The organism is Stenotrophomonas sp. (genome assembly GCF_036662295.1).
In the GTDB taxonomy this organism is placed as follows: domain Bacteria; phylum Pseudomonadota; class Gammaproteobacteria; order Xanthomonadales; family Xanthomonadaceae; genus Stenotrophomonas.
The window spans coordinates 1-16,244 of record NZ_JAVWXA010000091.1 but is presented as its reverse complement, the minus strand read 5'-3'; the positions used below and the strand labels follow the sequence as shown (position 1 = coordinate 16,244).

Here is a 16,244-nt window from a genome sequence, read left to right as displayed (position 1 = left end):
CACGGCGTGAACCCATCCCTGGGGCCTCGACGGGCGCCATCCATGGCGCCCGACGGTCCCGCGCCACCGCCCACCCCAGCCCGCCGAGGCCGTCATGGTGCTCATGGGCAGGCAAAGGCGAAAAAGGGGGGGCGCCACGCCATGCGTGGCTGCTCTGCATTTCCCGCCGTTGTCGCTTCCAGAAAACGAAACCCCAAAAACAAAAACGGGCACCCTTGCGGGTACCCGTTTCAGCGATTCCAGCCTTGCGGCAGGGATCAGGCTTCGGCTTCCACCACCACCTTGACGGTGGTTTCCACGTCGGCGTGCAGGTGAACAGTCACCTCGTACTCGCCCACGTTGCGGAAGGCGCCTTCGCCCAGGATCACTTCGCTCTTTTCCAGCGGCAGGCCGGCCTTGGTGAAGGCTTCGGCGATGTCGCGCGGGCCAACCGAACCGTACAGCTTGCCTTCCGTCGACGCGTTGGCGGCGATGGTGACGCTCTTGCCTTCCAGCGCGGCCTTGCGGGCTTCGGCGTCAGCGTGGATCGACTGGGCCTTGGCTTCGTAGTCGGCGCGCTTGGCTTCGAACTCGGCAACGTTGGTGGTGGTGGCCGGAACGGCCTTGCCGGTCGGGACGAGGAAGTTGCGGCCGTAGCCCGGCTTCACGTCGACCAGGTCGCCCAGACCGCCGAGGTTGGTGACCTTCTGGAGAAGAATCAGCTTCATGGTGTAGCTCCAAATATGTATTCGTTAGCGAGGCGTGGCCCCGCAGCGATGGCTGTCCGAATATCCGAACGGTAGACCGTGAAACCGCCCGACGCTTTGCAGCGCGGGCGGCCCGGTCCACGAAAGCGGCGACCGAAGCCGCCGGCTTTCATCAGACGTCGTGGTTGTCGGTGTACGGGATCAGGGCCAGGAAACGGGCGCGCTTGACGGCCGTTGCCAGCTGGCGCTGGTACTTCGACTTGGTACCGGTGACGCGGCTCGGCACGATCTTGCCGTTCTCGGTCAGGTACTGGCGCAGGGTGTTGAGATCCTTGTAGTCGATCTCCTTGACACCTTCGGCCGTGAACTTGCAGAACTTGCGGCGACGGAAGAACTTGGACATGTCAGTGCTCCTTAAGCGGCCGAAGCGGCGTCTTCGCCGGCATCGGTGTCAGCGGCGGGGGTGGTTTCACCTTCTTCGTCATCACGACGACGACGCTCGCCACGCTCGGGCTTGTCACCCTTCTCGTCCTTGCTCTTCATGATCAGCGACTGCTCGGTGTCCGCTTCGTCACGCTTGATGACGAGGTTGCGCAGCACGGCATCGTTGAAGCGGAAGCTTTCCACCAGCTCGCTCAGCACCGCCTGGTCGCACTCGATGTTGAGCATGACGTAGTGGGCCTTGACCAGGTTCTGGATCGGGTAGGCCAGCTGACGACGGCCCCAGTCTTCCAGACGGTGGATGGTGCCGTTGCCGTTCTCGACCAGCGCCTTGTAGCGCTCGATCATGGCCGGGACCTGTTCGCTCTGGTCCGGGTGGACCAGGAACACGACTTCGTAATGACGACTCATGTGTGTATACCTTTCGGATGTGGCCCTTCACGGGCCGGACAGCCCCCCGCAGGTGAACGCGGTGGGGCAAGGGTCCTGCCCGGAATCAGGCAGGAAGCCGCGCATTGTGGCAGCAGAAGGGGTTGCAGGCAAGCCGGGCGGGCTGAACAGCCGCGCTGGCGGGGCCTCAGGCCTTGTCGGCCTCGGTGGTGAAGCTCTCCCCGCAGCCGCACTCGGCGGTGGCGTTCGGGTTCCTGAACGTGAACGTCTCGCTCAGGCCATGCTTGCCGAAGTCGATCTCGGTGCCATCCACCAGGGCCAGGCTGTCGGCATCCACGTAGATGCGCACCCCGTCCTGCTCGAACACGGTGTCGCCGGGACGGTCATCGCGGGCCAGGTCGGTCACATGGCCCCAGCCCGAGCAACCGGTGCGGGTGACGCCAAAACGCAGGCCCAGCGCGCCAGGGGTCTGGGCGACGAACTTCTGCACGCGGGCAAAGGCAACGGGGGTAAGGCTTACAGCCATGGCAGGCAACTCCAGCGGATCGTGGTCATTATAGGCGTCCGGGCGGCGAGAAAGGCCTCGCAAGCAGAACACTGCACCCGGTAAACTCCCTCGTTCAGAGATCGAGTCGATCAACAGAGGATTCAAGTCATGACGGTGGTCAGCGTTGAACATGCGCTTGCCGGGAAGATCCCGGAAGGCGGCGAGGCAACAGTGCGCGGGTGGGTTCGTACGGTACGCGGCTCTGCGGCGCTGGCTTTCGTCAATGTCACCGATGGCTCCTGCTTCGCCCCCATCCAGGTGGTGGCCAATGACACCCTGGGCAACTTCGACGAGATCAAGAGCCTGACCCCGGGCTGCTCGGTGATCGCCCGCGGCACCCTGGTGAAGTCGCAGGGCAAGGGCCAGTCGTTCGAAATCCAGGCCAGCCACATCGAGATCGTCGGCCTGGTCGAGGACCCGCTGACCTACCCGATCCAGCCCAAGCCGATGAGCGCCGAGTTCCTGCGCGAAGTGGCGCACCTGCGCCCGCGCACCAACCTGTTCGGCGCGGTCACCCGCATCCGCAACTGCCTGTCCCAGGCCGTGCACCGGTTCTTCCACCAGAACGGGTTCAACTGGATCAGCACCCCGATCGTCACCACCTCCGATGCCGAAGGCGCCGGCCAGATGTTCCGGGTCTCCACCCTGGACATGGCCAACCTGCCGCGCAACGAGAAGGGCGAGGTCGATTTCAGCCGCGATTTCTTCGGCAAGGAAACCTTCCTGACCGTGTCCGGCCAGCTCAACGTGGAGGCCTACTGCCTGGCATTGAGCAAGGTCTACACGTTCGGCCCGACCTTCCGCGCCGAGAACTCCAACACCACCCGCCACCTGGCCGAGTTCTGGATGATCGAGCCGGAAATCGCCTTCGCCGACCTGGCCGAAGACGCGCGGCTGGCCGAGCAGTTCCTGAAGTACCTGTTCCGCGCGGTGCTGGACGAGCGTGGCGACGACCTGGCCTTCCTGGCCGAGCGCGTGGACAAGAACGCGATCACCAAGCTGGAAGACTTCATCAACGCCCCCTTCGAGCAGATCGACTACACCGAGGCGGTGAAGCTGCTGCAGAAGGCCGACAGGAAGTTCGACTTCCCGGTCGAATGGGGCCTGGACCTGCAGACCGAACACGAGCGCTGGCTGACCGAGGAGCACATCGGCCGCCCGGTGGTGGTGACCAACTACCCCGAGCACATCAAGGCGTTCTACATGCGCCTGAACGATGACGGCAAGACCGTCGCGGCGATGGACGTGCTGGCCCCGGGCATCGGCGAGATCATCGGCGGCAGCCAGCGCGAAGAGCGCCTGGACGTGCTGGACGCGCGCATGGCGCAGTTCGGCCTGGACCCGGCGCATTACGGCTGGTACCGCGATTTCCGCCGCTATGGTTCGGTGCCGCACGCCGGCTTCGGGCTGGGCTTCGAGCGCCTGGTGGTGTACGTGTGCGGGCTGGGCAACATCCGCGACGCCATCCCCTACCCGCGCGCCCCGGGCAGCGCCGAGTTCTGATCGATCAAGGAGGCAGTGCACCCATGACCCTGTTCCTCGCGCTGTGTTTCGTCGGCGTGGCGATCGCCGGGTTCAGTGCCTTCGTGATCTTCTGGCCGCTGACCCTGATCCACATCCGCGACCGACACCCGCCCCTGGCGCACCGCTTCGGCCAGGGCGCGTTCCTGCGCCCGGACGCGCTGCGCTGGCTGCTGGTCCGCGACTACCGGCAGACGCCCGACCGGGCGCTGTCCGGCCTGGCGACACCGGCATGGGTGTCCCTGCTCACCTTGTTGGCCGGACTGGGCATGGCTGCCCTGCTCTGGCTGCTTTCGATGGTATAGACATGACTGACACCGCCCCCCACCGCGACGAATGGTTCCTGGCCAGCCTCGGCAACACGCTGATCTGGGCGCGCCTGCGGATCCGCCCGGCCGGCACCGCCGAAGTGCTCGACAGCGACGGCAACACGCTGAGCTACGACAGCGAAGACACCGCCCGCTCGCAGCTGTTCGATGCCGAGTTCGTGGCCTATGACGGCCTGGACGAGGAAGACGCGCTGGTCCGCGGCTTCTCCCTGCATGAAGTGCAGCCGCCGCAGGCCAGCAGCGACGCCGACCTGCACGGGCGCATGGTGCAGAACCTGGGCGCCCGCGCGTAACCATCGATGTTCATCCCCGCTGCCTTCGCCGAGACCGACCTGATCTGGCTGGACCGGCTGCTGGCGCGCGATGCGTTCGTGACGCTGGTGACCAACGGGGCCGACGGCTTCCCGCAGGCGACCCGGCTGCCGGTGGTGTACACCCGCGACGCCGGCGGCATCCTGATCGAAGGCCACTGGGCCAAGCCCAACCCGCAGGCCGGCCACGCCGGTCCGGCGGCGCTGCTGGTGGATGGGCCACATGCCTACATCTCGCCCGGCTGGTACCCGGACAAACAGGCGCAGGCCCGCGTGCCGACCTGGAACTACGCCGCTGCCGAGCTGCGTGGCGCACTGGAACCGGTGACCGAGGCAGCGGCGCTGATCGGGATGCTGGACCGCCTCAGCACCCACTACGAGGCCCAGGTGGGCGGCGACTGGGCCCTGTTGCCGATCGAGGCACGCCAGGCGCGCATGCTGGCCGGCATCGTGGGCTTCCGCTTCCGCCCGGCGCAGGTGCAGATCAAGCTCAAGCTCAGCCAGAACCATCCCGAGGCCAACCAACGCAGCGTGATCGACGCGCTCTCGGCGCTGGAGGCGGCGCCCTCGCGCGAACTGGCGCAGTGGATGCGCTGGCGCCGCGACGAACACGGCGAGCACCGCTAAGCCCCTCATTCCCGCGACGACGCGGCCCCGCGGCCGCGCCTTGCCCCCACCCCACGTCAGGGACACCCCACGATGAAAGACATCCACAAGCTGCTGCAGAACAACCGCGACTGGGCCGACCGGATCGAGAAGGAAGACCCGGAGTTCTTCCACCAGCTGGCCAAGCAGCAGCACCCCGAATACCTGTGGATCGGCTGCTCCGATTCGCGGGTGCCGGCCAACCAGATCATCGGCATGGCGCCGGGTGAGGTGTTCGTGCACCGCAACGTGGCCAACGTGGTCGCCCACACCGACCTGAACTGCCTGAGCGTGGTGCAGTACGCGGTGGACCAGTTGAAGGTGAAGCACATCCTCATCGTGGGCCACTACGGCTGCGGCGGCGTGCACGCCTGCCTGCACAACACGCGGGTGGGGCTGGCCGACAACTGGCTGCGGCATGTGGGCGATGTGATGCAGAAGCACACGGCGATCATCGATGCGATCGAGACCGACGAGCTCAAGCACGCCCGCCTGTGCGAACTGAACGTGATCGAGCAGGTGGCCAACCTGTGCCGCTCGACGATCGTGCAGGACGCGTGGGCGCGCGGGCAGAAGCTGATGGTGCACGGCTGGGTGTACAGCCTGAAGGACGGCCGCGTGCGCGAGATGGGCATCGACGTGGGCGCCACGGAAGAGCTGCAGCCGGCCTACGAACGCGCGCTGGCGCACGTGCCGCGCCGCGGCAAGCGCGACTGACCCCCCTCCCCTGACGGACTCGCACCATGCTTCCCATGCCGATCAATCTGCTGGGCTGGATCGAAGAAAACCGGCATCTGCTGAAGCCGCCGGTGGGCAACAAGATGATCGAAAATGGTGACTTCATCGTGATGGTGGTGGGGGGGCCAAACAGCCGCACCGACTTCCATTACGACGAAGGCCCGGAGTGGTTTTACCAGCTCGAAGGCGAGATGGTGCTGAAGGTGCAGGAAGCGGGCGCGGTCCGCGACATCCCGATCCGTGCCGGCGAGATCTTCCTGCTGCCGGGCAAGGTGCCGCACTCACCGCGCCGCCCGGCCGGCGGCGTGGGCCTGGTGGTGGAACGCAAGCGGCTGGCGCACGAACGCGACGGGCTGCTGTGGTTCTGCGAGCGCTGCAACCACAAGCTGTACGAAGAATACTTCGCGCTGGAAAACATCGAAACCGACCTGCCAAAGGTCTTCGCGCGCTACCAGTCCTCTGTGGACCTGCGCACGTGCAAGGCGTGCGGACAGGTCGATCCGGTGCCTGGCGCTGTGCCGGCTGTTGAGGGCTGAAGACCTTCAACAGCTGAAAAGCACAATCCTCGATCGGCGCGTGCTACCGCGCTGACCTGGTACGGGTGGGCTGGCAGGACACGCCGTGAATCCCGCTCTGCGCCGCGGCCCGGCCGCTGGCCCGAAGGTGGCCTCGCCGCTCCCCCAACGCTCAACCTGCTCTCGCTCCCGCGCGTTGCGGATGGCCTTGGCCTTCGATGGAGCATGAATGAAAGGCAGCGACGTGGACTCTATCTCCAGGGCAAAGGGATTTTGCATGATGGCCAAGAGAGTTTTACTGGCAACAGTCGCTGCTGTCGCCATGCTGAGCGGTGCTGCATTGCTCTGTGTCTGGCGGGATGAGGCAATGCCCTCACTTTCGAGCCAATCCGCATCCATCAATGAACCAGCTTCCAACGCTGCTGCTGGTCCTGAGAAACGAGATGTCCGCCGTCGGCCGCAGATCCCGCCTGCGACGCTTCCTGCGTCAGGCAGGGAGACGGATTCATCCTAGGCCGATGCTGCAACCGCTTACGAGCTCGTTGAGACCAATCTGCGTTGCCAGATGGATCGCGAGGCCTCGAGCGCTGGAGAGCATGCCCCGAGTACGACGGACGGGCTTTGCAAGGACCTGCTGCTGGACCCGATGAGTCGCGAAGAAGTCTTCAAGGCCATAACCTTCGCCGCTGAGAACGGGGAGGTTCGTGCGCAGCTCGACTATTCGTTGTACGCCTCAAGAATCTTTGAGGACGACAAGAACGCTCTTGATCCTGATCTCATCAGGGAATACAAGGACAACACCATCAGGTTCCTGGAATCAGCAGGTGCGTCCGGTCAATCACAGGCGTATGTGCGGCTCAGTGACATCTACAAGAATGGGTCATTGGCGCCGCAAGATCCGGTGATGGCATATGCGTATGCAGAGGCCTACATTCAAACCAGTACAAGTCGCTACGGCGCTTCATTCTTGAATGGTGCAATGTCCGGCCTGGACAGCGCGCAGCTGCGTCGCGGAAAGGAAATCGCGACCCAGATTCTCAACGGAAGGAGTAGCACGCAGCAATAGGACCGTCACACGTCACGGCTGGCGTGTGCGAGTCTTGAAGCCGCTCCGGTCGTACATCCAGGGCTGCCGGCCAGCGGCCGGCACTACCGTGACCGTCTGCGGGAGGGGCCTAGCCTCTCCAGCAACACAGCTGCTCCAGAGGTGAAGGCGCATGGCTTGCGAGGCACTGCCTCGCATGCGACTGAACGCACAGCCGCCAGCGGCTGGGCCGGGCCGCGGAGCGGGATGCACGGCGTGTCCCGCCAACCCACCCGCACCGCGCCAGCCCACTGAAGGCCAGGCAGAGCGCCCGTAGCCGTTGCCGTTGCCTTGGCTGTTGCCTTTACCAACACCACCCCCCTTCCCCCCGGCACCCGGATAAACTGTCAGCCACTGTCATTGCTGGTCGCACCATGTCCGACATTCTCAGCCGCACCCACGCCGTTGCCCTGGACGCCGCCGACCCCCTGCGCGCCCTCCGCAGCGAGTTCGTCTTCCCCCAGCACAACCACCGCGACCAGACCTACTTCGTCGGCAACTCGCTCGGCCTCCAGCCGCGCGGGGCGCGTGCCGCCGTCCAGGAGGTCATGGACAAATGGGCCAGCCTTGCCGTCGAAGGCCACTTCACCGGCGACACCCAGTGGCTGCGCTACCACCGCCTCGTCAGCGATCAGCTTGCCCGCGTCGTCGGCGCGCTGCCCAGCGAAGTGGTCGCCATGAACACCCTCAGCGTCAACCTCCATCTCATGATGGTCAGCTTCTACCGGCCCACCGCCCAGCGCCCGGCCATCCTCATCGAAGCCGGCGCCTTCCCCACCGACCGCCATGCCGTCGAATCCCAGATCCGATTCCACGGCTTCGATCCGGCCACCGACCTCATCGAGGTACAGCCCGACGAACCCAACGGCACGATTTCCCTGCAGGCCATCGAACGGGCCATCACCCAGCATGGCCCGCGCCTGGCGCTGGTGCTCTGGCCGGGCGTGCAGTACCGCAGCGGCCAGGTCTTCGACCTGGATGCCATCACCCGCATGGCCCGCCTGCAGGGCGCGCGCGTGGGCTTCGACCTGGCCCACTCGGTCGGCAATGTGCCCCTGCAACTGCACGACGTCGCGCCCGACTTCGCCATCTGGTGCCACTACAAGTATCTCAACGCCGGTCCCGGCGCGGTCGCCGGCTGCTTCGTCCACGAACGCCACCACCGCGATACCAGCCTGCCCCGCTTCGCCGGCTGGTGGGGCCACGAAGAAGCCACCCGTTTCAAGATGGCCCCGCAGTTCGTGCCCGCCGTGGGCGCCGAAGGCTGGCAGTTGAGCAACCCGCCCGTGCTGGGCCTGGCCCCGCTGCGCGCCGCGCTGGACGTGGTCGACAAGGCCGGCGGCATCACCGCCCTGCGCGAAAAATCGCTGCGCCTGACCGGCCTGCTCGACGCCCTCGTGCGCGCCCGCCTGCCCGGCGTCCTGGAGGTGCTCACCCCCAGCGAACCGGAACGCCGCGGCTGCCAGTTGTCCCTGCGCGTGGCCGGTGGCCGCGAGCGCGGCCGCAGCCTGTTCGAGTACCTGCAGACCGTGGGCGTGCTCGGCGACTGGCGTGAACCGGACGTCATCCGCATCTCGCCCACCCCGCTGTACAACCGTTACCAGGACCTGCACCACTTCGTCGACGAAGTGGGCGCCTGGGCCGGCCTGTAACCGCTGCCCTTCCCTTTGCGGACATTGCCTTGATCGCTTCCACTTCCCGCTCGCTGAGCATCATCGGCGCCGGCCTGGCCGGCTCCCTGCTCGCCATCCTGCTCTCGCGCCAGGGCTGGCGCATCACCCTGTACGAGCGCCGCGGCGATCCGCGCATCAGCGACTACGAGTCCGGCCGGTCGATCAACCTGGCCCTGGCCGAGCGCGGCCGCAATGCGCTGCGCCAGGCCGGCGTGGAAGAAGCGGTCATGGCCAAGGCGGTGATGATGCGCGGGCGCATGATCCACCCGCGCCAGGGCGAGCCGCAGCTGCAGCGTTACGGGCGTGACGACAGCGAGGTGATCTGGTCCATCCACCGCAAGGACCTCAACACCACCCTGCTGCAGCTGGCCGAGGATGCCGGCGCGCAGGTGCATTTCCATCGCCGCCTGCACACCGTGGACTTCGATGCCGGCTACGCGCGCTTCATCGACGACCGCGACGACCAGCCGCACGACATCCGTTTCGAGACGCTGATCGGGGCCGACGGGGCCGGCTCGGCCCTGCGCGCGGCGATGAACCGCAAGCAATCGCTGGACGAGCGCATCGATTTCCTGGACCACTCCTACAAGGAGCTGGAGATCCCGCCCACCGCCGACGGCGGCTTCCGCATCGAGGCCAACGCGCTGCACATCTGGCCGCGTGGCCACTACATGTGCATCGCCCTGCCCAACCACGAAGGCACCTTCACCGTCACCCTGTTCCTGCCCAACCAGGGCGAGCCCAGCTTCGCCACCACCACCGACGGTGTCCAGGCCGAGGCGCTGTTCGCGCGCGACTTCCCCGATGCGCTGGCGCTGATCCCCAACCTGCGGCGTGATTGGGAGGAGCACCCGCCCGGGCTGCTGGGCACGCTGCACCTCAAGCACTGGCACCTACAGGGGCGTGCGGCCCTGCTCGGCGATGCCGCGCACGCGATGGTGCCCTTCCACGGCCAGGGCATGAACTGCGCCTTCGAAGACTGCGTGGCGCTGGCCGGCCACCTGCTCGAGCAGGACTCGCTGGCCGCGGCCTTCGCCGCGTTCGAAGCCGATCGCAAGCCCAATGCCGAAGCGATCCAGCAGATGGCGTTGGAGAACTACCTGGAGATGCGCGACCGCGTCGCCGACCCGGCCTTCCTGTTGCAGCGCGAGCTGGAACAGGCGCTGCAGGCGCGCTGGCCCACGCGTTTCGTGCCGCACTACACCATGGTGACCTTCCTGCACACGCCCTACGCGGTGGCGCTGGAACGCACCCTGCTGCAGCGGCGCATCCTCGAAGACGCCACCGCCGGGCACGACAGCCTGGCGCACATCGACTGGGCGGCGCTGGAGCGCATCGTGCACGCGCAGCTGCCCGTGCTGGAGGGCGCGCACTGATGACTGACAGCTTCCTGTTCTACGACCTGGAAACCTTCGGCCAGGACCCGCGCCGCACCCGCATCGCCCAGTTCGCCGCGATCCGCACCGATGCCGCGCTGAACATCATCGACACCCCGGTCAGCTTCTACGTCAAGCCGGCCGACGACCTGCTGCCCTCGCCGGTGGCCACGCTGATCACCGGCATCACCCCGCAGCACGCGCTGCAGGCCGGGGTGAGCGAGGCCGAGGCCTTCTCGCGCATCCACGACCTGATGGCGCGGCCGGGCACCTGCGCGCTGGGCTACAACACGCTGCGCTTCGATGACGAATTCGTGCGGCACGGGCTGTTCCGCAATTTCTACGATCCCTACGAACGCGAGTGGCGCAACGGCAACTCGCGCTGGGACCTGCTGGACATGATGCGCCTGCTGCACGCGCTGCGGCCCGACGGCGTGGCGTGGCCGCAGCGCGAGGATGGCGCCACCTCGTTCAAGCTCGAGCACCTGGCCACCGCCAATGACGTGCGCCAGGGCGACGCCCACGAGGCACTGTCGGACGTGCACGCCACCATCGGCCTGGCACGCCTGTTCCAGCAGGCCCAGCCGCGCCTGTGGGATTACGCGCTGAAGCTGCGCGACAAGCGTTTCGTGGGCAACCTGCTGGACGTGGATGCCATGCAGCCGGTGCTGCACATCTCCATGCGCTATCCGGCCCAGCGCATGTGTGCCGCCCCGGTGCTGCCGCTGGCGCGCCACCCCTACATCAACAACCGCGTGATCGTGTTCGACCTGGACGGCGATGTCGACGCGCTGATGGCGCTGCCGGCCGAGGCCATCGCCGCGCGCCTGTACACCCGCGCGGCCGACCTGGCCGAGGGCGAGCAGCGCGTGCCGCTCAAGGAAGTGCACCTCAACAAGGTGCCCGCCCTGGTGGCCTGGAACCACCTGCGCGCGGCCGACCACGCCCGCCTCGGCATCGATCCGGGCATGGTCGAGGCCAAGGCCGCGCGCCTGCGCGCGCTGGGCCCGGCGCTGGCCGAGAAGGTGCGCCAGGTCTTCGGCGGCGAGCGCACGTTGCCGCCCAGCGACGTGGATGGCGCGCTGTACGATGGCTTCCTTGCCGACGGCGACAAGGCGCTGATGACCCGCATCCGCACCAGTCCGCCGGCCGAACTGGCCGGCTTTGCCGAGCGCCTGCGCGATCCGCGCATGCCCGAGCTGCTGTTCCGCTATCGCGCGCGCAACTACCCGCAGACCCTGGATGCGGCCGAGCGCGAGCGCTGGAACGACTACCGCCGCCAGCGCCTGCTGGGCGAGACCGGGCTGGGCGAGCAGACCCTGCCGCACTACCGCCAGCAGCTGGACGCGCTGGCCGCCGAACACGCCACCGATCCCGGCACGCTGGCGCTGCTGCAGCAGCTGCGCGACTGGGGCAACCACCTGGAGCAGAGCCTGTGAGCAGCTATTTCAGTCCCAAGAGCTTCACGTTCCTGCGCGGGCTGGCCCGCCACAACGACAAGACCTGGTTCAACGAGCACAAGCCGCAGTACGAAGAGCACGTGCGCCAGCCCTTCCTGCGCCTGATCACCGACCTGCAGCCGGACCTGGCCGCGGTCAGCGACAAGTTCCGCGCCGATCCGCGCAGCGTCGGCGGCTCGCTGTTCCGCATCTACCGCGACGCGCGCTTCTCCAACGACAAGTCGCCCTACAAGGAATGGCAGGGCGCGCGCCTGTTCCACGAGCGGCGCAAGCAGGTGCCCGCGCCTTCGTTCTACATCCACCTGCAGCCGGGCGGCAGCTTCGTCGGCGCCGGCCTGTGGCATCCCGAGCCGGCCACCCAGCGCAAGGTGCGCACCTTCATCGTCGACAACCCCGGCAGCTGGAAGGCGGCCGCGCATGCGCCGGCGCTGCGCAAGCGGTTCGACTTCGAACAGAGCGAGAAACTGGTGCGGGCGCCGCGCGGTTTCGAGCCGGATTTCGAGTTCATCGACGACCTCAAGCACCGCAACTGGGTGTTCTGGCGCTCGCTGGACGATGCGGCGATGACCGGGCCGCGCCTGCGCCAGACCCTGGCCGCCGACCTGGCCGCGCTGGGGCCGTTCGTGGACTACCTGTGCGCGGCCCTGGACCTGGAGTTCTGAGCACGATGACCGCCACCGCCGTGCCACGCCGCCCGCTGGGCGACAGCGGCCTGTGGGTGTCGCAGATCGCATTGGGCTGCTCGGGGTTCTGGGGCCACCGCCGGTTCGCCGAGGCCGAGGCCGAGCGCATCGTGCGCCATGCGCTGGAACGCGGCGTCAACCTGTTCGATACCGGCCACAACTATTCCGGGTTCAACGCCGAGCCCCGGCTGGGGCGGATCCTGCAACGCGCGTTCGCCGCCCATCCGCGCGACGGGCTGGTGATCTCCAGCAAGGCCGGCACCCTCACCGGGCAGGCCGGGGTCAGCGGCGCCGAGCAACGCGACTTCTCGCCCGACAACATCGAACGCAGCTGCGCGGCCTCGCTGCGCAACCTGCAGTGCGACCACCTGGACATCTTCCAGCTGCACGGCATCGGCGTGCCGCAGATCACCGACGAGCTGCTCACCGCGCTGGACCGCATGCGGCGCAACGGCATGTTCCGGCTGCTGGGCATCAACACCCACACCGCCGAGACCATGCGCTTCATGGCCGACCGGCCCGGCGCGTTCCAGGTCGCCCTGATCGACTACAACGCCCTGCAGCAGGACCGCGAGCCGCTGATCCAGGCCATGCACGCGGCCGGGATCGGCGTCCTGGCGGGGACCGTCCTGGCCCAGGGGCACCTGCTGCCCGCCCGGCCGCGCCTGCCGCGCCTGGCCGATGCGTGGTACCTGGCGCGCGCATGGTTGAAGCCCTCCAGCCGGGCGTTGATGCGCAGCGCACGTGCGATGCAGCGCGCCGTCGCCACGGTGCATTCGCAGACGCCGGCCCAGACCGCGTTTGCCTACGTGCTGCAGAACCCGGCGATCGCCAGCGGCGTGCTGGGCACGACCCGCGTGGCCAACCTCGAGCAGATCCTGCAGACCCACGTGGCGGCGCTGCAGCCGGACGAACGCGCGCGCCTGGTCGCCGCGTTCGCCCCGACCGGTGCGGCGCATGCGCCCTAGCCTTCACATGTTTCCACACCCGCTGCGGCAAGCTCGACGCAGTGCCGCACTGAGGCGAGAGCGATGAAGAAACTGCCCTGGTTGCTGCTGGCCCTGCTGCTGTTGCTGGCCGGGGTGTTTGTCAGCGGCCCCTACCTGACCGTGCGCGGCCTGGCCCAGGCCATCGAAACGCGCGATACCGCCCGGCTCGATCGCTATGTCGATTTCCCGATGCTGCGCGCCAACCTGCGCGCACAGGTGAACGACTACGTGGTGCGCCGCGCCGGGCCGGAGGTGCAGTCCAACCTGTTGGGCGCGCTGCTGCTGGGGGCCAGCGAGAAGCTCACCGGCACCGCCGTGGATGCGATGGTCACCCCGACCGGGATCGGTGCACTGCTGGAAGGGCGCATGCTGTGGAAGCGGGCCAGCAACGACCTGGAAAGCCGCGATCCCTACGCCGCGCCGCGCAAGGCGCGCCCGCTGCAGGGTGCCGAGCACCACTTCGAGTCGCTCTCACGCTTCACCGCCACCACCCACGCCCCGGATGGCACGCCCATCGTGTTCGTCCTGCAACGCACCGGGTTGCGCTGGAAACTGGTGGACATCCGGTTGCCGCTGGGCGACGACGCGCCCCAACCGCCGAGCGGCCTCCCCATCCGGTAGGGATCGCAAGCAACCGCGCATGCGGTTCCTGACCTCGCTGGCGACGGCCCGATGGGTGCCCGCGCGTCACGCCGGGCATACGGTTGGTCGGTACGCACGACCAACGGTCATGGCCTACCCGTCGTTGGCCACGCCATGCGGCACGTGCCCGGCCGCCACGCTCTGGTGCTGGCGGGCGCTGTCGATGTTGTGCTGCGAGTCGTCGAAGAAGATGTCCGCGCCGAATGCCTCCAGGAACGGCCCCTTGTGCCGCCCGCCCAGGAACAACGCCTCGTCCAGGCGCACGCCCCACTCGCGCAGCGTGCGGATCACCCGCTCGTGCGCCGGCGCCGAGCGCGCGGTCACCAGCGCGGTGCGGATCGGCGCATCTTCGCCCGACGGGAACACGGCCTGCAGCGTGTGCAGGGCCGAGAGGAAGTTGCGGAACGGGCCGCCACTGAGCGGTTCACGCGCGTTCTCGCGCTCATGCCGGCCGAAGGCTTCCACCCCCTGCTCGCGCGAGATCCGCTCGCTCTCATCGCCGAAGATCACCGCATCGCCATCGAAGGCGATGCGCAGCTGGCCCAGGGGCTGGCTCATGTCCACCTGCTCGGCCGCGGCGATGGTCTCGCCCGGCGGCTTGGGCAGGATGGTGGCGGCGGCGATGCCGTGCAGCAGCGCGCGACGCACCGATTCGGGATTGGCCGACAGGAACAGGTCGGTGCCGAACGGCTTGACGTAGGGCCAGGTCGGCTCGCCGGCGGTGAAGGTGGCGCGGATGATGCCCAGGCCGTAATGCTGGATGGAGTTGAAGATGCGCAGGCCGGTATCGGCCGAGTTGCGCGACAACAGGATCACCTCCACCCGCGGCGACTCCGGCGACTGTCCCTGGTTGAGCGCCAGCAGCTTGCGCACCACCGGGAAGGCCACGCCCGGGCGCAGCACGTCGTCCTCGTGCTTGCGCTGGTATTCGGCGTAGGCGTCCACGCCCTCGGCCTCGAACAGGGCATGGCCCTCTTCCAGGTCGAACAGCGCGCGCGAGGTCACCGCGACGGTCAGCAATCGGGGGGTGTTGTCGCCCATGGCAGTCACAGATCCAATGCGGCCCACGTGGCCGGCCCGCTATTGTCGGTCAAAACATGAACTGTTCGCTGAGGATCCGGTCTTCCAGATTGTGTTCAGGATCGAACAGCAGGGTCACCCGGCGCTCGCGCGACTCGCGGATCGTCACCTCGACCACGTCGCGGGTCTCGTGGGAATCGGCGGTCACGCTGACCGGGCGCTTGTAAGGGTCCAGCACGCGGAAGCGGACTTCGGTGTCGGCCTTGAGGATGGCCCCGCGCCACCGGCGCGGCCGGTACGGGGCCAGCGGGGTCAGGGCGATGGTGTGCGAGCCCAGCGGCAGGATCGGGCCATGCGCGGAATAGTTGTAGGCGGTGCTGCCGGCCGGGGTGGAGACCAGCACGCCGTCGCCGATCAGCTCGGCCACGCGCTCCTGGCCATTGAGGTCCACGCCGATGTGCGCGGCCTGGCGGGTCTGCCGCAGCAGCGAGACGTCGTTGTAGGCCAGCGAACCGGTGGTGGTGCCCGATTCGGTGAGCGCCAGCATTTCCAGCGGCCGCAGGTGCGCCGGCTCGGCGGCGGCCAGCCGTGCCGGCAGGTCGTCGTCACGGAACTGGTTCATCAGGAACCCGACCGTCCCCAGCTTCATGCCGAACACCGGCTTGTCCAGCGCAGCGTGCCGGTGCAGGGTCTGCAGCATGAAACCGTCGCCGCCCAGCGGACACAGCACGTCGGCCGCCTCGGGCGTGCAGTGCCCATGGCGCGCCAGCATCACGGCCAGCGCCTGCTGCGCCGCCTCGGTGTTGCTGGCCAGGAAGGCGATACGGGGGGTGTCGCTCATCGGTGGATCCGGTGGGGGTGTACCGGGCAGAGCATAACCGGTTGCGTCCGGCGGGATGGGGTTGGGGCGGATGCGGTGCTCGCCCAGGGTTGCTGCATGCAAAGGAAAAGGCGCTTCGCCCTTCTGTGGAGTTCTGGTGTTGCAGCGCGTGAGTCCTTGCGAGTGCCGGCCTGGCCGCCAAGAGATCAATGGCCGCAGCACTGGCCGTTGGTCGGTGGTCGTTGAGAACAAGGGTGCCTGTGGGAAGCCGGCCAGCGGCCGGCACTACCGGCTTTTTCCGTGCGCACCGGTCCACTGTCCAAGGGCGGGTACGGGCGGGGGTGCGGGGCCGGCATACGCCATGGCTGGGGTAT

General features: G+C 67.7%; 19 protein-coding genes. 13 read left to right on the top strand and 6 right to left on the bottom strand.

What is annotated here, in order from left to right; all coding sequences use genetic code 11:
- Positions 1 to 257: 257 nt before the first annotated feature.
- The 4 genes from rplI to RSA25_RS15230 form a co-directional block, all read right to left on the bottom strand.
- Positions 258 to 707, bottom strand: coding sequence for a 50S ribosomal protein L9 (gene rplI / locus RSA25_RS15245; RefSeq protein ID WP_332809696.1), 450 nt, complete (start codon positions 705 to 707; stop codon positions 258 to 260).
- Positions 708 to 858: 151 nt separating this feature from the next.
- On the bottom strand, positions 859 to 1,089 hold the full coding sequence (gene rpsR, locus RSA25_RS15240; RefSeq protein WP_002804494.1) for a 30S ribosomal protein S18: 231 nt from the start codon (positions 1,087 to 1,089) through the stop codon (positions 859 to 861).
- Positions 1,090 to 1,100: 11 nt separating this feature from the next.
- Positions 1,101 to 1,538 (bottom strand): 30S ribosomal protein S6, encoded by a 438-nt coding sequence (gene rpsF / locus RSA25_RS15235; RefSeq protein WP_038687655.1) that lies wholly within the window; start codon positions 1,536 to 1,538, stop codon positions 1,101 to 1,103.
- A gap of 166 nt (positions 1,539 to 1,704) precedes the next feature.
- Positions 1,705 to 2,043 (bottom strand): iron-sulfur cluster assembly accessory protein, encoded by a 339-nt coding sequence (locus RSA25_RS15230; protein WP_332809695.1) that lies wholly within the window; start codon positions 2,041 to 2,043, stop codon positions 1,705 to 1,707.
- 129 nt (positions 2,044 to 2,172) lie between these two features.
- Here RSA25_RS15230 and asnS point away from each other — a divergent pair, with 129 nt between their 5' ends.
- The 13 genes from asnS (at position 2,173) to RSA25_RS15165 (ending at position 14,009) form a co-directional block, all read left to right on the top strand.
- Positions 2,173 to 3,567 (top strand): asparagine--tRNA ligase, encoded by a 1,395-nt coding sequence (gene asnS, locus RSA25_RS15225; protein WP_332809694.1) that lies wholly within the window; start codon positions 2,173 to 2,175, stop codon positions 3,565 to 3,567.
- A gap of 23 nt (positions 3,568 to 3,590) precedes the next feature.
- On the top strand, positions 3,591 to 3,890 hold the full coding sequence (locus RSA25_RS15220; protein WP_332809693.1) for a hypothetical protein: 300 nt from the start codon (positions 3,591 to 3,593) through the stop codon (positions 3,888 to 3,890).
- 2 nt (positions 3,891 to 3,892) lie between these two features.
- Positions 3,893 to 4,207 carry a hypothetical protein gene (locus RSA25_RS15215; protein ID WP_332809692.1) on the top strand — a complete coding sequence of 105 codons (315 nt, stop codon included), beginning with the start codon at positions 3,893 to 3,895 and terminating at the stop codon, positions 4,205 to 4,207.
- A 6-nt stretch (positions 4,208 to 4,213) separates the two neighbouring features.
- The gene (locus RSA25_RS15210; RefSeq protein ID WP_332809691.1) at positions 4,214 to 4,852 is read left to right on the top strand and encodes an FMN-binding negative transcriptional regulator; all 639 of its coding nucleotides are present in this window, start codon (positions 4,214 to 4,216) and stop codon (positions 4,850 to 4,852) included.
- A gap of 72 nt (positions 4,853 to 4,924) precedes the next feature.
- Complete coding sequence (gene can / locus RSA25_RS15205; RefSeq protein ID WP_332809690.1) at positions 4,925 to 5,587, top strand: carbonate dehydratase; 663 nt, start codon at positions 4,925 to 4,927, stop codon at positions 5,585 to 5,587.
- 26 nt (positions 5,588 to 5,613) lie between these two features.
- Positions 5,614 to 6,144 (top strand): 3-hydroxyanthranilate 3,4-dioxygenase, encoded by a 531-nt coding sequence (locus RSA25_RS15200; protein WP_332809689.1) that lies wholly within the window; start codon positions 5,614 to 5,616, stop codon positions 6,142 to 6,144.
- 625 nt (positions 6,145 to 6,769) lie between these two features.
- Entirely contained in the window at positions 6,770 to 7,189 is a 420-nt protein-coding gene (locus RSA25_RS15195; RefSeq protein WP_332809688.1) for a hypothetical protein, read from the top strand.
- A gap of 392 nt (positions 7,190 to 7,581) precedes the next feature.
- Positions 7,582 to 8,859: a kynureninase gene (gene kynU / locus RSA25_RS15190; RefSeq protein WP_332809687.1), complete on the top strand. Its 1,278-nt coding sequence runs from the start codon at positions 7,582 to 7,584 to the stop codon at positions 8,857 to 8,859.
- Positions 8,860 to 8,888: 29 nt separating this feature from the next.
- Positions 8,889 to 10,256, top strand: a complete 1,368-nt coding sequence (locus tag RSA25_RS15185; protein ID WP_332809686.1) for an FAD-dependent monooxygenase — start codon at positions 8,889 to 8,891, stop codon at positions 10,254 to 10,256.
- Positions 10,256 to 11,695 (top strand): exodeoxyribonuclease I, encoded by a 1,440-nt coding sequence (sbcB, locus tag RSA25_RS15180; protein WP_332809685.1) that lies wholly within the window; start codon positions 10,256 to 10,258, stop codon positions 11,693 to 11,695. The genes RSA25_RS15185 and sbcB overlap by 1 nt, the downstream gene beginning before the upstream one ends.
- Positions 11,692 to 12,378 carry a DUF2461 domain-containing protein gene (locus tag RSA25_RS15175; protein ID WP_332809684.1) on the top strand — a complete coding sequence of 229 codons (687 nt, stop codon included), beginning with the start codon at positions 11,692 to 11,694 and terminating at the stop codon, positions 12,376 to 12,378. Before sbcB ends, RSA25_RS15175 begins: the two co-directional genes overlap by 4 nt.
- 5 nt (positions 12,379 to 12,383) lie before the next feature.
- Positions 12,384 to 13,367: an aldo/keto reductase gene (locus RSA25_RS15170; RefSeq protein ID WP_332809683.1), complete on the top strand. Its 984-nt coding sequence runs from the start codon at positions 12,384 to 12,386 to the stop codon at positions 13,365 to 13,367.
- A 63-nt stretch (positions 13,368 to 13,430) separates the two neighbouring features.
- Positions 13,431 to 14,009, top strand: a complete 579-nt coding sequence (locus RSA25_RS15165) for a DUF2939 domain-containing protein (RefSeq protein ID WP_332809682.1) — start codon at positions 13,431 to 13,433, stop codon at positions 14,007 to 14,009.
- A 114-nt stretch (positions 14,010 to 14,123) separates the two neighbouring features.
- On the opposite strand, the gene RSA25_RS15160 is transcribed toward RSA25_RS15165, so the two are convergent.
- Both RSA25_RS15160 and RSA25_RS15155 read right to left on the bottom strand, forming a co-directional pair.
- The gene (locus RSA25_RS15160) at positions 14,124 to 15,071 is read right to left on the bottom strand and encodes a 5'-nucleotidase (protein WP_332809681.1); all 948 of its coding nucleotides are present in this window, start codon (positions 15,069 to 15,071) and stop codon (positions 14,124 to 14,126) included.
- Between the two features lie 49 nt (positions 15,072 to 15,120).
- Complete coding sequence (locus tag RSA25_RS15155; RefSeq protein WP_332809680.1) at positions 15,121 to 15,891, bottom strand: NAD kinase; 771 nt, start codon at positions 15,889 to 15,891, stop codon at positions 15,121 to 15,123.
- Between the last annotated feature and the right edge of the window lie 353 nt (positions 15,892 to 16,244).

What these genes read in the sequence shown, in the direction of transcription:
- rplI (WP_332809696.1), bottom strand. Translation starts at nt 707, where the DNA reads ATGAAGCTGATTCTTCTCCAGAAGGTCACCAACCTCGGCGGTCTGGGC.
- rpsR (WP_002804494.1), bottom strand. Translation starts at nt 1,089, where the DNA reads ATGTCCAAGTTCTTCCGTCGCCGCAAGTTCTGCAAGTTCACGGCCGAA.
- rpsF (WP_038687655.1), bottom strand. Translation starts at nt 1,538, where the DNA reads ATGAGTCGTCATTACGAAGTCGTGTTCCTGGTCCACCCGGACCAGAGC.
- RSA25_RS15230 (WP_332809695.1), bottom strand. Translation starts at nt 2,043, where the DNA reads ATGGCTGTAAGCCTTACCCCCGTTGCCTTTGCCCGCGTGCAGAAGTTC.
- asnS (WP_332809694.1), top strand. Translation starts at nt 2,173, where the DNA reads ATGACGGTGGTCAGCGTTGAACATGCGCTTGCCGGGAAGATCCCGGAA.
- RSA25_RS15220 (WP_332809693.1), top strand. Translation starts at nt 3,591, where the DNA reads ATGACCCTGTTCCTCGCGCTGTGTTTCGTCGGCGTGGCGATCGCCGGG.
- RSA25_RS15215 (WP_332809692.1), top strand. Translation starts at nt 3,893, where the DNA reads ATGACTGACACCGCCCCCCACCGCGACGAATGGTTCCTGGCCAGCCTC.
- RSA25_RS15210 (WP_332809691.1), top strand. Translation starts at nt 4,214, where the DNA reads ATGTTCATCCCCGCTGCCTTCGCCGAGACCGACCTGATCTGGCTGGAC.
- can (WP_332809690.1), top strand. Translation starts at nt 4,925, where the DNA reads ATGAAAGACATCCACAAGCTGCTGCAGAACAACCGCGACTGGGCCGAC.
- RSA25_RS15200 (WP_332809689.1), top strand. Translation starts at nt 5,614, where the DNA reads ATGCTTCCCATGCCGATCAATCTGCTGGGCTGGATCGAAGAAAACCGG.
- RSA25_RS15195 (WP_332809688.1), top strand. Translation starts at nt 6,770, where the DNA reads ATGAGTCGCGAAGAAGTCTTCAAGGCCATAACCTTCGCCGCTGAGAAC.
- kynU (WP_332809687.1), top strand. Translation starts at nt 7,582, where the DNA reads ATGTCCGACATTCTCAGCCGCACCCACGCCGTTGCCCTGGACGCCGCC.
- sbcB (WP_332809685.1), top strand. Translation starts at nt 10,256, where the DNA reads ATGACTGACAGCTTCCTGTTCTACGACCTGGAAACCTTCGGCCAGGAC.
- RSA25_RS15170 (WP_332809683.1), top strand. Translation starts at nt 12,384, where the DNA reads ATGACCGCCACCGCCGTGCCACGCCGCCCGCTGGGCGACAGCGGCCTG.
- RSA25_RS15165 (WP_332809682.1), top strand. Translation starts at nt 13,431, where the DNA reads ATGAAGAAACTGCCCTGGTTGCTGCTGGCCCTGCTGCTGTTGCTGGCC.
- RSA25_RS15160 (WP_332809681.1), bottom strand. Translation starts at nt 15,071, where the DNA reads ATGGGCGACAACACCCCCCGATTGCTGACCGTCGCGGTGACCTCGCGC.
- RSA25_RS15155 (WP_332809680.1), bottom strand. Translation starts at nt 15,891, where the DNA reads ATGAGCGACACCCCCCGTATCGCCTTCCTGGCCAGCAACACCGAGGCG.